This window comes from Pseudomonas sp. MDT1-16 (assembly GCF_054898115.1).
The window spans coordinates 1,936,435-1,949,268 of the sequence record NZ_CM142717.1; the positions used below are offsets into that span (position 1 = coordinate 1,936,435).

At 58.0% G+C, this 12,834-nt stretch carries 12 protein-coding genes; 3 read left to right on the plus strand and 9 right to left on the minus strand.

The features are described from left to right. The first annotated feature begins 65 nt into the window (after window positions 1–65). Complete coding sequence (locus tag ACYZT3_RS08795) at window positions 66–233, plus strand: hypothetical protein (protein ID WP_449644194.1); 168 nt, start codon at window positions 66–68, stop codon at window positions 231–233. Between the two features lie 135 nt (window positions 234–368). Here the strand turns inward: ACYZT3_RS08795 and ACYZT3_RS08800 are convergent, their stop codons facing one another. Next, window positions 369–2,159, minus strand: coding sequence for a bifunctional diguanylate cyclase/phosphodiesterase (locus ACYZT3_RS08800; protein ID WP_462031884.1), 1,791 nt, complete (start codon window positions 2,157–2,159; stop codon window positions 369–371). Between the two features lie 149 nt (window positions 2,160–2,308). Beyond that, a complete protein-coding gene (locus tag ACYZT3_RS08805; protein ID WP_282380152.1) occupies window positions 2,309–4,390 on the minus strand; it encodes a carboxy terminal-processing peptidase in 2,082 nt (693 codons plus the stop codon). A gap of 140 nt (window positions 4,391–4,530) precedes the next feature. On the opposite strand from ACYZT3_RS08805, the gene ACYZT3_RS08810 reads away from it, so the two are divergent. After that, on the plus strand, window positions 4,531–5,493 hold the full coding sequence (locus tag ACYZT3_RS08810; protein ID WP_282380150.1) for a zinc-binding dehydrogenase: 963 nt from the start codon (window positions 4,531–4,533) through the stop codon (window positions 5,491–5,493). A gap of 59 nt (window positions 5,494–5,552) precedes the next feature. Here ACYZT3_RS08810 and ACYZT3_RS08815 read toward each other — a convergent pair whose 3' ends face one another. From ACYZT3_RS08815 to ACYZT3_RS08840, 6 genes are all read right to left on the minus strand, one after another. Further along, complete coding sequence (locus tag ACYZT3_RS08815; RefSeq protein WP_282380148.1) at window positions 5,553–6,206, minus strand: HAD family hydrolase; 654 nt, start codon at window positions 6,204–6,206, stop codon at window positions 5,553–5,555. A 34-nt stretch (window positions 6,207–6,240) separates the two neighbouring features. Next, window positions 6,241–7,230: an ABC transporter ATP-binding protein gene (locus ACYZT3_RS08820; RefSeq protein ID WP_282380146.1), complete on the minus strand. Its 990-nt coding sequence runs from the start codon at window positions 7,228–7,230 to the stop codon at window positions 6,241–6,243. Then, window positions 7,227–8,027 (minus strand): ABC transporter permease, encoded by an 801-nt coding sequence (locus tag ACYZT3_RS08825; RefSeq protein ID WP_282380144.1) that lies wholly within the window; start codon window positions 8,025–8,027, stop codon window positions 7,227–7,229. The genes ACYZT3_RS08820 and ACYZT3_RS08825 overlap by 4 nt, the downstream gene beginning before the upstream one ends. Next, window positions 8,014–8,850: an ABC transporter permease gene (locus ACYZT3_RS08830; protein ID WP_282380167.1), complete on the minus strand. Its 837-nt coding sequence runs from the start codon at window positions 8,848–8,850 to the stop codon at window positions 8,014–8,016. Before ACYZT3_RS08830 ends, ACYZT3_RS08825 begins: the two co-directional genes overlap by 14 nt. Before the next feature lie 5 nt (window positions 8,851–8,855). Continuing rightward, complete coding sequence (locus ACYZT3_RS08835; RefSeq protein ID WP_282380142.1) at window positions 8,856–9,662, minus strand: alkaline phosphatase family protein; 807 nt, start codon at window positions 9,660–9,662, stop codon at window positions 8,856–8,858. A gap of 145 nt (window positions 9,663–9,807) precedes the next feature. Further along, complete coding sequence (locus tag ACYZT3_RS08840) at window positions 9,808–10,875, minus strand: ABC transporter substrate-binding protein (RefSeq protein ID WP_282380140.1); 1,068 nt, start codon at window positions 10,873–10,875, stop codon at window positions 9,808–9,810. A gap of 349 nt (window positions 10,876–11,224) precedes the next feature. On the opposite strand from ACYZT3_RS08840, the gene ACYZT3_RS08845 reads away from it, so the two are divergent. Beyond that, window positions 11,225–11,938: a UTRA domain-containing protein gene (locus ACYZT3_RS08845; protein WP_282380139.1), complete on the plus strand. Its 714-nt coding sequence runs from the start codon at window positions 11,225–11,227 to the stop codon at window positions 11,936–11,938. 28 nt (window positions 11,939–11,966) lie between these two features. Here ACYZT3_RS08845 and ACYZT3_RS08850 read toward each other — a convergent pair whose 3' ends face one another. After that, complete coding sequence (locus ACYZT3_RS08850; RefSeq protein WP_462031885.1) at window positions 11,967–12,734, minus strand: DODA-type extradiol aromatic ring-opening family dioxygenase; 768 nt, start codon at window positions 12,732–12,734, stop codon at window positions 11,967–11,969. Window positions 12,735–12,834 lie beyond the last annotated feature (100 nt).

Below are 12,834 nucleotides of genomic sequence, written 5' to 3' on the forward strand. Positions count from 1 at the left end.
TATAGCTGCCACCCAAGCCTGTGGGAAGGCTTTTGGCAGCTCCTATTTTCATCGGAAGGTTTCAAATGCCAACACTTCATCCCGATCCACCCTACGAAAAACCAATCCCCCACCCCGAAAAACGTTTCATGGCGTTGACCAGCAACTGCAACGACATGGCCACCCTGTTCGTTGATACCCGCGTACCGCTCGATGTCTTGGCCGACGCGGCCAGCTACCGAATCCTCGCTTGATGATCGTTCCCACGCTCTGCGTGGGAATGCAGCCCGTGACGCTCTGCGTCACATCAGTGTCAGGCTGGACACCAGCGGTGGGGCTGGAACGCGGAGCGTCCCTGGAGGCATTCCCAGAGCGTGGGAACGATCAGTTCACCGATGCCCGGCAACCAACGCTTCCTCAGCTTCAGGCATCGCCAAACTATCAATCACATGCACGCTATACCCCGGCACATTCTTCGCATGGTGCTTGGCTTGCGAGGCCATCTCCGCCAATTGGCTTGCATCGAGGTGTCCACAGGCCTGTGGATGTAAATGCACCACGCCGATCGACAGTGACAACAACGCAAACTCCTGACGCACACCCTGACGGTTTGGGGCGATGAAGCAGCCAGCTTCCAGGTGTTCGCTGCGGTAGAAACGTCGGCACTGGCTCTGGAAGTCGTCCAGCAACTGGTTCAAACGTTTGCGCCAGTCTTCCGGGCCGAGCACCAGCAGAAAGTCGTCGCCGCCGATATGCCCGACGAAGTCGCGGGAAGGGTCGACGCGATCATTCAGGCATTGCGCCAGGCACAGGAGGACTTCGTCCCCACGGCCGTAGCCGTAGATGTCGTTGAAGGGTTTGAAACTGTCGATGTCCACGTAGCAGATCACCGATTCCCGTTGCTGTTGAAGCAGCCGTGTCAGGCATTGCTGGATCGGCACGTTTCCCGGCAGCAGGGTCAGCGGGTTGGCGTAGCGGGCTTGCTGGATTTTCAGTTCGGTAATCAGTTTGAGCACATCGATAACCCGGCCCAACCCCAGATAACCGCCATTGAGGGTGATGATGAAGTCTTCTTCGATGCGCTGCCGCGCGCGGCTGGTGATCAGGCGACTCACTTGTTGCAACGACTGGCTCATCTCAACGGCGAGAAAGTCGTCGCTCATTAACCGGCTGATCGGCTTGCGGGCGAACAGGTCGGTGGCAAAGGGCTTCAGCAACGCGTCCGAGAGCGAATGCCGATGGACGATGCCGCAAGGGTGGCCTTGCTCGTCGAGCACCGCCAGTGAGTTCAGGTTGGCTTGGCGGCGGAAGGCTTCCAGCACTGTGGCGGTCGGGGTGTCGCGGGCCACGGCCGGTTGATCGTTGAGCAGTGCGCTGAGGTCGCTGCCTTCGTCATTCAGCGCCACGGCGGAGCTGTCATGTTTTGGCATCATCGCTCGGGCATCCCGAGGCGGTTGCTCTTGAGGCCGACAGAGCAAATAACCCTGAACCAGGTCAACGCCCATCTCGGTCAACACCGCGAGTTCTTCCGGCAGCTCGATGCCTTCGGCGATCACTTGCGCCCGCGACGCCTTGGCGATTTGCAGGATAGAGCCAACGAATTCGCGCTTGAGGGCGTCCTGGTGAATGCCATCGATGAAGTGTCGATCAATCTTCACGTAGTCCGGACGCAATTCGGACCAGAGCCGCAAGCTCGAGTAGCCTGCACCCAGATCATCCAGAGCAATGGAAAACCCCATCGCTCGATAGTGATGCAGCGCGGTTTGCAGCAGCTCGAAATCGTCGGTCGGGGTCTGTTCAGTCAGTTCGATCACCACCTGACTCGGCGGTATGCCGAAATCCTGCAGCAGTTGCAGGGTGCGACCGGGTTGGTGAGCGGCTTCGAGCAAGGATTCCGGGGAAACGTTGAGGAACAGCTTGCCGGGCAGTTGTTGTTCGTTGAAGCGGCGGCAAGCGCTTTGACGGCAAGCGATCTCCAGTTCGCTCAGGCGGCCAGCCTGCCGGGCGACGGCGAACAGTGCGATGGGGGAGTGCAGCGGACTGTTGGAGGGGCCGCGACTGAGTGCTTCGTAACCGAGAATGCGTCGTTCAGAGAGGCAAATGATCGGCTGGAACAGGCTGTGCAAACCGCTTTGAGCCAGTATGGAACTCAAGGCACTCAGCTGTTCGGTAGTGGTCATGGCGATCTCTGGCGATAAAAAAAGGACTGGGAGCACACTCTTGATTTAAAGAGGGCTCCCAGTCCTGTATTTCACGACAGAATGATGACTGTTTGATGACGCTCCGGGGAGCATCAGTATTAAATTGCCATCATCTTGCTTGTAACAACTTAGTGCTTGGCTACCGCGGTGTTGAGTTTCAGGTAGTCCAACAGAATCCGCCCGGTCTCGCTCAGATAAGCATCGTCTTCTGGTTTGGTCTTGTCTGGCTCGGCCGCGATCGCGTCTTCGTCTTCTTTCTTCAGCTCTTTGAGCGGCTCTTCACCCTTGGCCTTGCGACGAATGTTTTCCATGGCAAGTTGCTTGGCTTCGATATCGGCGTGTTGGGCACGACGATCAGCTTCATTGAGGCTGACGGTTTTTTCCGCCATCAGTTTCTGCGCCAAGGCCAGTTTGTCGCGGATGAACACGAACTCCGCGTCTTTGGTCGAGCGTACGTCATGCTCGGATTTAAGCTGCGAGATGTACGGCTTGAACGGGTCAACCGCAGGCTTGATGGCCGCACGGATGGTGTCCCACGGCATGGCTTCAGGCAGTGCGCTTTCGCCGATTTCCTTGGTGTCGATGATCGATGGGTAATCGATGTCCGGCAGTACGCCCTGATGCTGGGTGCTCTGGCCGGAAACCCGGTAGAACTTGGCCAGGGTCAGTTTCAGTTCGCCATGGTTCAGCGGCTGAATGGTCTGCACGGTGCCTTTACCGAAGGTCTGGCCGCCGATGATCAATGCGCGGTGGTAGTCCTGCATGGCGCCGGCAAAAATCTCCGAAGCCGAGGCGGACAAGCGGTTGACCAGCAACGCCATTGGCCCTTTGTAGAAGGCGCCCGGGTTTTCATCTTCCAGCACATCGACCCGGCCATCGGCATTACGTACGAGAACGGTCGGACCTTTGTCGATAAACAGACTGGTCAGCTCTGTGGCTTCCTGCAGGGAACCACCGCCGTTGTTGCGCAGGTCGATGACTACGCCGTCAACTTTGTCTTTCTGCAACTCGGTCAGCAGCTTCTTGACGTCGCGAGTGGTGCTCTTGTAGTCCGGATCGCCAGCACGGAAGGCCTTGAAGTCCAGGTAGAAGGCCGGGATCTCGATGACGCCGAGCTTGTAGTCCTTGCCATCCTGTTTCAGGTTGAGGACCGACTTCTTCACAGCCTGGTCTTCAAGCTTCACTGCTTCGCGGGTGATCGGGACGATCTTGGTGGTCTGGTCGTTCGGCGCGTTACTGGCCGGGATCACTTCCAGACGCACCACGGTGCCTTTCGGCCCACGGATCAGCTTGACCACTTCGTCCAGACGCCAGCCGACCACATCGACCATTTCTTTGTTGCCCTGGGCAACGCCGATGATCTTGTCAGCCGGTGCGACTTGCTTGGTCTTGTCGGCCGGGCCTGCCGGCACCAGACGCACGACTTTCACCTGGTCGTTGTCGCTCTGCAACACGGCGCCGATGCCCTCGAGGGACAGGCTCATGTTGATGTCGAAGTTCTCCGCGTTATCCGGCGACAGATAGTTGGTGTGCGGGTCGTAGGACATGGCGAAGGTATTGATGTACGCCTGGAAGATGTCTTCCGGACGGGTCTGGTCCAGGCGCGCCAATTGATTCTTGTAACGCTTGGTCAGGGTTTCCTGAATCTGCTTGGGCTCTTTGCCGGCAATCTTCATCCGCAGCACTTCGTCCTTGACGCGTTTGCGCCACAGGTCGTCGAGTTCTGCTGTGGACTTGAGCCAAGGGGCGTCCTTGCGATCGATCAGCAAGGTTTCCTTGGTCGTGAAGTCGATCTTGTCGACGCCTTTGTTCAGCTCGGCAAGGGCGAAGTCCAGACGCGCTTTGACGCGGTCCAGGTAGCGCTTGTAGATGGTGAACCCGGCGTTCAGGTCGCCGCTTTTGAGGAAGTCGTCAAACTGGGTTTTCCACTTGTCGAATTCGGCAATGTCGCTGGCCATGAAGTAGCTGCGCGATGGATCCAGCAACTTGAGGTAGCTGTCATAGATGATCACGGAGCGCGCATCATCGAGAGGTGGTTTGCTGTAGTGATGGCGCTTTAGCAACTCGACGACGTTCAGGCTGGCGATTACTTCGTCACGATCAGGCTGAAGCTTGTCCCAGCTATTGGCTGCAAACGAATTGGTCGACATCGGCAACAGGCCGATACCAATGAATAGAGCTAGGGCGGTGCTGGGGAAAAAATGCTTCATGCTGATTCGACGCGGGGACAATTGATCACGCATATTAGGCCGTCTTTGAAGTCGCCGGTTCCACAAAGGGCCGGTCAAAAAATGCAAGAAAGCCCGGCGCTACAGCTACGGGCTCAGTCCAGACTCACTATGGAGGCACTGTGAAAGCATTGCAAGGCGTTGAAGGTCAAGTGGCGTGGGTGGAAGAGCCCAGTCCTACATGCGATGTAGGACAAGTTCGGATTCGAGTGGCGGCTGCGGGTCTCAATCGAGCCGATTTGTTACAGGCGGCGGGTCTTTATCCGCCACCGCCGGGAGCCAGTCAGGTACTGGGTCTTGAGTGTTCGGGGGTGATTAGCGAGGTGGGGCCGGGTTCGTCCTGGCAGCTCGGGGACCGGGTCTGCGCCTTGCTGGCCGGGGGTGGGATGGCCGAGGAGGTAGTTGTCGACGGACGGCATGTGTTACCGGTTCCCGAAGGTTTGTCTCTGGCTGAGGCAGCAGCGCTGCCGGAAGTGTATGCGACCGTTTGGCTGAATTTGTTTCAATTGGCTGCGCTCAAGCCAGGTGAGAAAGTTCTCCTGCACGCCGGAGCAAGTGGAATCGGTTCAGCTGCCATTCAGCTGTGCAAGGCGTTTGGTAACCCGTGCTGGGTCAGCGTCGGTTCCGCCGAGCGTTTGGCTTACTGCGAAGCGCTGGGCGCACAAGGCGGGGTAGTGCGCAACGGGGATCTGGACAGCTTGGGCGATCTGGGGCCGTTCGATGTGATCCTTGATCCGGTCGGCGGTAACTACGCGACGTTGAATCTGAAACTGCTGGCCCGCGACGGTCGTTGGGTGTTGATTGGCCTGATGGGCGGACGTGAGGCGAAGCTGGATCTGGCGCAGGTGCTGGCCAAGCGCGTGCAATTGCTGGGTTCGACCTTGCGCAGTCGCGACGATCAGTTCAAGGCGGATTTGTTCAGTGATCTGAGCCAGCATGTCTGGCCGCTGTTTGCCGAAGGGCGTTTGAGTCCGCAACTGGCCAAGACCTTCCCGATCAAGGATGCCGAAGCGGCGTTTGCTGAGTTGGCGACCAACAAGGTGGCGGGGAAGTTGGTGTTGGTGATCGACGAAAGCCTGACCTGATTTCCGGCTGACTTAGATCGTCCCACGCAGAGCGTGGGACGATCAGTGGGGAAGGGGGATTATTTCCAGAGATGGATCGGCCAGCCTGCTTTTTCGGCGTGCTCAAGCAACACTGGATCCGGATTCACCACGTGCGGGAAATCCACTTTCAGCAGCAGCGGCAAATCGTTGCGTGAATCCGAATAGAAACTCGCGCCCTCAAGGTTTTCCTCTTCAGCATCCAGCCATTCCAGCAAGCGCGTGATCTTGCCTTCGCGGTAGGTCAGCGTGCCGACGGTGTGGCCGCTATAAACGCCGTGCGCGACTTCCAGCTCGATGCCAAGAATCTCGTCAATGCCCAAGCGATCGGCAATCGGCCTCACCAAGTGCGTGCCCGACGCCGAAATCACCAAAATCCGGTCGCCGGCCTTGCGATGGGCTGCAATCGCTTTGGTGGCGTCACTGAAAATGATCGGCTCGATGAAGTCTTCCACCCAAGGCCCTACCAAATGGTCGACCTCTTGCGGTGTGCGCCCGATCATCGGCTCAAGGCTGAAAGTCATGTACTCCTCCATCCGCAGCTTGCCGTGGCTGTAGGCATCCATCAGTTCGTTGTTCTGACGCATGAACGACTCGGGATCGACCCAGCCCAGGCGGCCCATTTGCTCGCTCCAAAGGGTGGCGCAGTCACCGTGGATCAGGGTTTCGTCCAAATCAAAAATTGCCAGGGCCATCAGTGCGGTTCTCTCTTCAACATCAGCAAAGGCATCAGGCTACCTCACAGAGGGCCGTCGGATCGATGGAAAGCGCCAGACGCTGACCATCGGGATGCAGATCGGCCGCCGAGCGGTTCAGCACATCCACCACCAATTCCACGCCCCGGGCTTCAACCCGGTAGCGAATCACGTTGCCCAACAGGCTGTGGCTGCGGATTTGCGCGTCGAGTTCGCCGTTCAGGCTCAGCTCGATGGCTTCCGGGCGAATCGCGATGCGCTGGGTAATGGGTCGCTGCAGCAGTTTTGTGGCGCTGTCGGCGTCCAGCAGGTTGTAGTTGCCGATGAAACCTGCGGCAAAGAAATCGATGGGTGCGGTGTAAAGGGTCTGGGCGTCGCCGCTTTGTACGATTTTTCCCTGATTCATCAAGAAAATCCGGTCGGACATCGTCAGGGCTTCTTCCTGATCGTGAGTGACGAAGATCGTGGTCAAGCCGAGTTCACGCTGGATCTGACGGATCTGTTCGCGCAAGTGCTTGCGAATCCGCGCATCGAGGGCCGACAGCGGTTCATCCAGCAACAACAGACGTGGTCGGGTCACCAACGATCGGGCGAGGGCGACTCGCTGGCATTGGCCGCCGGACAGTTGATGTGGATAGCGCGCGGCGAAATCGTTGAGTTCCACCAGTTTCAGCACTTCGGCAACACGCTTATGGCTGTCGTCGGCGTTGACCTTCTGCATGCGTAAACCAAAAGCGACGTTCTGCTCCACGGTCATGTTGGGGAACAGCGCGTAGCTCTGAAACACCATGCCGATCCCGCGTTTCTGCGGGCTCAACGGCACAAGGTCGGCGCCATCGAGCAGGATCTTGCCACCATCCACCGAGGTCAGCCCGGCGATGCAACGCAGTAGCGTCGACTTGCCGCAACCGGACGGGCCGAGGAGGGTGACGAACTCACCCTTCTGGATTTCGCAGTTGATGTCGCTGAATACGGTGGTGCCCGAATAGTTTTTTTGCAGGTGTTGGACGCTGACATAGCTCATTCGCTTTTGTCCTTGTTCAAAATATTGGCCGCCCAGGTCAGAACCAGCACAAAGAAGAAGTAGGAGATCACCAGCGCACTGGTGAAGTGGCCGCTGCTGTTACGCATGTTGTTGAGGTAGACCTGCAGGGTTTCGTAGCGGGTGCCGACCAGGATGTTGGCGAAGACGAACTCACCGAACAGGAACGAGAACGACAGCAGCAACGCCACCATCAGGCCCTTGCGCAGGTTCGGCAACACCACCAGGAACGCGGCTTGCCAGGTGCTGGCCCCAAGCAACTGAGCGGAGTCCATCAGGTCGCGCAGGTTGATCGCTTGCAGGTTGTTGGTGATCGCCCGGTACATGAACGGCAGCGCGATGGTGAAGTAGCAGCCAATCAGAATCCACGGCGTACCGACCATCGCAAACGGCCCGGAACCATAGAGCTGCAACAGCCCCACCGACGACACCACCGGCGGCACCGCGAAGGGCAGCAGGATCAGGATGTTCATCAGCGCATCGAGTTTGGGGAAGTGGTAATGCACCACGAACAGCAACGGCAGAATCAGCACCACCGACAGAATCAACGCGCCGACGCAAACCAGCAGCGACTGCCCGAAGGCATGCAGAAAGCGCGGATCGCTCCACAGCTGGATGTACCACTTGAAGGTAAAGCCACTGGGCAGAATGGTCGCAGACCAACTGCTGGCGATCGAGTAGATCAGCGTCCCGAGCAACGGCAACAACAGAATGGCAAACAGCAAGTACACCACTACCCGGTGATAGACACCGATGGGGCCCAGTTCAGCGCGAGACATGGTAGCTCCTCTTCAACAGCAGCTGATGCACGATGGTCACCAGGGTCATCAACGCCACCAGCACCACGGCCAGGGCACTGGCCAGGTTCGGGTCCAGGGAAATATCGCCGGACACCATTGCCGCAATGCGGATCGGCAGCACGTTGAAGTTGCCGGTAGTCAGGGCGTACACCGTGGCGTACGCACCCAGGGCGTTGGCCAGCAGGATCACGAAGGTACCGAGCAGCGCAGGCGTCAGCACCGGCAAACCGATGTGCCGCCAGAACTGCCAGCCGTTGGCGCCGAGCAATTGGGCGGACTCACGCCAGTCTTCGCGCAAGGCATCGAAGGCCGGGTAGAGCAGCAGCACGCCCAATGGAATCTGGAAGTAGGTGTAAAGAATGATCAGCCCGGTTTTCGAGTACAGGTTGAAGTCCTGAATGATCCCTGCCTGCTTGAGCAAAATGGTGAAGCTGCCGTTGAAGCCCAGCAGGATGATGAACGCGAAAGCCAGGGGCACGCCGGCGAAGTTGCTGGTCATGTTGGCGAAGGCGTTGACGAAGTTGCGCAGTTTCGAGTCGACCCGGCGTAAGGAGTAGGCGCCGAGTACGGCGATGATGATGCCGAACACGCTGGACCAGAAACTGATCTCGAGGCTGTACTGGATCGCTTGCAAATAGAACTTCGAATTGAAGATCTTGGTGAAGTTCGCCAGGCCCCAGCCGAACTCTTCCGATTGCAGGCTGTTGATCATCACCCAGACGAGGGGGGCGATCTCGAACACGATAAAGAACAGTGCGAAAGGCACCAGGCACAAGGCTGCCAGCCATTTGCCGCGCGTCATGGCGTTCACTTGAGCAATTCCCGGCAGACAGGTTTGTCGTGGGTCACACCCAGCAATTCGCAGACGGTGCCGCATATTTCAGTCTGTTTCGGTGCGGCGTCGGCGTTGAAACTGAAGGCATCTCCCAGAACGAATAGCGGTACTTCGCGCTCTTCGGCCAGCAGGCCATTGTGGGAACGGTCGTTGTTCATCCCGTGGTCGGCCGTCACCAGCACCTGATAGCCGGCGTCGAGCCAGGTTTGCAGGTAGTCGGCCAGAATAATGTCCGCCGAGCGGGCGCTGTTGCGGTATTGCGGGGTGTCGAGACCGTGCTTGTGCCCGGCGTCGTCGATGTTCATGGGGTGGACCAGTAAAAAATTCGGCGCATGACGCAGGCGCAGATTCTCGGCGTCGGCGAACAGGTGCGAGTCCGGGTAGTGATCGTTCCAGTAGAAATGGCCGTGCTGGATCGGCAGGTCGGGGTTGTCGGTGTGACGATCCCGTGCGGCAACGAAGGGCGAATTGTTATACAGCTCGCTGACCCAGTGATAGGCCGCGGCGGCGGTTGTAAGGCCGGCATCACGGGCGTAGTGATAGATGCTGCGCTGGTTGGACAGGCGCGAGACGTTATTGTGGACGATGCCGCTCTCGATGGGCGGGACGCCGGTGAGGATGCATTCGTAAAGCGGTCGGGACAGGGCCGGCAGTTCGCACTCCAGTTTGTAGAGCGACGCGCGTCCTGCGCCAACATAAGCCTGCAGGTGCCCCATGGCGTGACGCGCGACTTCGTAATTGAGGCCGTCGAGCACGACAAGGATGACGTTGTGCTTCATAGGGGCGATGACTCCGTAAAACATTAGATTTCAGCGAAACTTGTAGGAGCGAAGCTTGCTCGCGAAAGCGGACTTTCAGCCAACATCAATGTTGAATGTCAGTCCCTCTTCGCGGGCAAGCCTCGCTCCTACAAGAAGCACGGCATCACTTCATCTCGACGATGACTTCTTCGTTCCACTTCTGAGGCAGCGCCTTGGAGGTCTTTTCCCACGCATCTGCGTCTTTGATCGGCGTGACCTTTTTGTACTGCTCGTTAGGCAGCAGTTGGGCCTTGACGTCATCCGGCAATTTGACGTGGTCGGCGCGGATCGGACGGGCGTTGCCGCGCGCCAGGTTGATCTGACCGGCATCGCTGAAGATGTATTCGCGGGTCAGCTTGGCGGCGTTCGGGTTTTTCGCGTATTTGTTGATGATGGTGGTGTAACCGGAAATCACCGAGCCATCGGATGGAATCAGCACCACGTAATCATCCGGATTCGCCATCTTGGCCTTGTAGCTCAGGCCGTTGAAGTCCCAGACCACGCCGACTTCGATTTCACCCTTTTCCATCGTGGCGATGGTCGGGTTGGCCATGGACAGGCGTCCTTGTTTGGCGATATCTGCGAACAGCAACAGCGCTGGTTGCAGGTTCTTTTCGTCGCCACCGTTGGCCAGTGCTGCGGCCAGTACGCCGTTGGCGGCCTGGGCGGCGGTACTCACGTCACCGATGGAAACCTTGTATTTACCGGTTTTCAGATCAGCCCACTTGGTCGGGGCTTCGGAACCGTGCAGCAGCTTCTTGTTGACGATAAACGCGATGGTGCCGGTATAGGCCAGCGCCCAATTGCCGTCCTTGTCCTTGGCCCAATCTGGAATCTGATCCCAAGTAGAGGGTTTGTAAGGTTGCACCACATCTTGCTTGACCGCGATCGGGCCGAAGGCTGCGCCGACGTCACCGATGTCAGCCGTGGCGTTGTCTTTTTCAGCTTTGAACTTGGCGATTTCCTGGGCCGAGCTCATGTCGGTGTCGATGTGCTTCAAGCCGTAGTTCTTGGCCAGGTCATCCCAGGTGCCTTTCCAGTTGGCCCAGTTATCGGGCATGCCGACACTGTTGACCTCACCTTCCGCTTTCGCAGCGGCTTCCAGAGTTTTCAAGTCGGTATCAGCGGCCATGGCGGCGGTGCACATGGCAATGGTCGAGCCTAACAGTGATGCCAGGAAAAGCTTTTTCATCCGAAGCTCCTTTGGGCGTTTTCAACGCTGCGATTGCGGTTGTGTTGGTCTAGGTCAGCAATACCTGAGCCAATTTAGGCCGGTTGGATGACATTTTGATGTCGACGACCGGTCTACCTCTATGTTCTGTACTGGAATGCTCAGGCTCCGGGGTAAGCGTAGACCATGGCTAAAGAGCTGATATGAAAGGACTTGGCCATGAAATTGCAGGTGTCTGGATCAACCGTTCGGCGCCTTTGTCATCTGTCAGTCATAAGCAGTGCCTAGGCTTGCAGAGAGTTGATGGGAGCCGATTGAATCGCGGTTCCGCCCCGAAACAGTGCTGGTCTAGTCCAGATAGGTAACGTTGATGCGCATCGAGACAACCAAAGCGGTGACAGCGATCGGGCAGGTTCTGCAGGAACAGCTTGACCATGGCCTGTTGGCGCCCGGTAGCAAACTGCCGGCCGAGCGTAAACTCAGTGAGTTGTTCGGTACCACGCGAATCACCGTGCGTGAAGCGTTGTTGCAGTTGGAAGCCCAGGGGCAGATTTATCGGGAGGAGCGCCGTGGCTGGTTCGTGTCGCCACCGCGCCTGGCGTATAACCTGATGCAGCGCAGTCATTTTCACGCGATGGTCAGTGCACAGGGGCGTGTGCCGTCCACCGAGGTGATTTCAGCGCGGTTGCAACCGGCGTCGGCGGCGGTCTGTGCCTGGTTGCAGTTGCCGGCGTTGTCGAGCGTGATTCAGATTTGCCGGGCGCGGCGGATTGATGAGCGGCTGGTGTTGTACGTGGAGCACTATTTGAATCCGCAGTTTTTCCCGGGGATTCTGGAGTTTGATTTGAATCAGTCGATTACCGAGCTGTACGCGCGGCATTACGATTTGCACTACGGGCGGGTGCGCTTCGAGATTGTGCCGACGGCGTTGTCGGTGGATGCGGCGGCGGCCTTGCGGGTGACAGTGGGGAGCCCGGGATTACGGATTGCGCGGGTCAACTACGATCAGCATGAACGGCTGATCGATTGTGATCTGGAGTTTTGGCGGCATGATGCAATTCATGTCGGGGTTGATGTGGTCTGAACCTGGCCGCCGCAGGACGCTCCTTTCTTTATCCGAAGCGGTAAATGTCCATGCCCAGGGCGCCCATGGTGAATCCCTTGTGAGTCACGCTGAAGTTTCCTCCGGCGCCACGGGCAAAATACAAAGGCAGCAGATGTTCATCACTCGGATGGTTGCGCGCGGCATTCGGTGCTTGCTGACGGTAGTCGTGCAACGCGGTTTCGTCGTTGGCAGCGAGTTTTTCGATCATCCAGTCGCGAAATGCCTGGGCCCAGGGTTCGACGCTTTCCGGGCCTGCGTGCCAGTCCAGTTCGCGCAGGTTGTGGGTGATGCTGCCGGAACCGATCAACAGCACGCCATGTTCGCGCAGACTGGCCAGCGCATGGCCGACGCGGGTTTGCAGGGTCGGGCCGCCACGGGTGGGGAGCGAGACTTGCACCACGGGGATATCAGCTTGTGGATACATCAACGACAAAGGCACCCAGACACCATGGTCGAACGGCCGTTTGGCATCGATGCGTGCGGGCAGGCCATCGCTCTTCAGCAGTTCGACAACTTCTGCGGCCAATTGTGGATCACCGGGCGCCGGGTATTGCACGTCGAACAACGCCTGTGGAAATCCGCCGAAGTCATGCCAGGTTTCGGGTTGGGGATTGCCGCTGACGAGCAATTCACTACTTTCCCAATGCGCGGAAACAACGATGATGGCCCTGGGTTTCGGCAATTCTGCGGCCAAGCGAGCGAGGGCGGGCCCGCTGGCGCCCGGTTCCAGTGCCAACATGGGCGAGCCATGGGATATGTACAGGCTGGGGAACATGAATGAGCTCCTGAGGCGTAAGATGGCATCATCTTCAGTCAGATCATTGATCTAAATCTAATATAAGTTTTAGAGTCTATTGATCGAATTTTCGGGATTA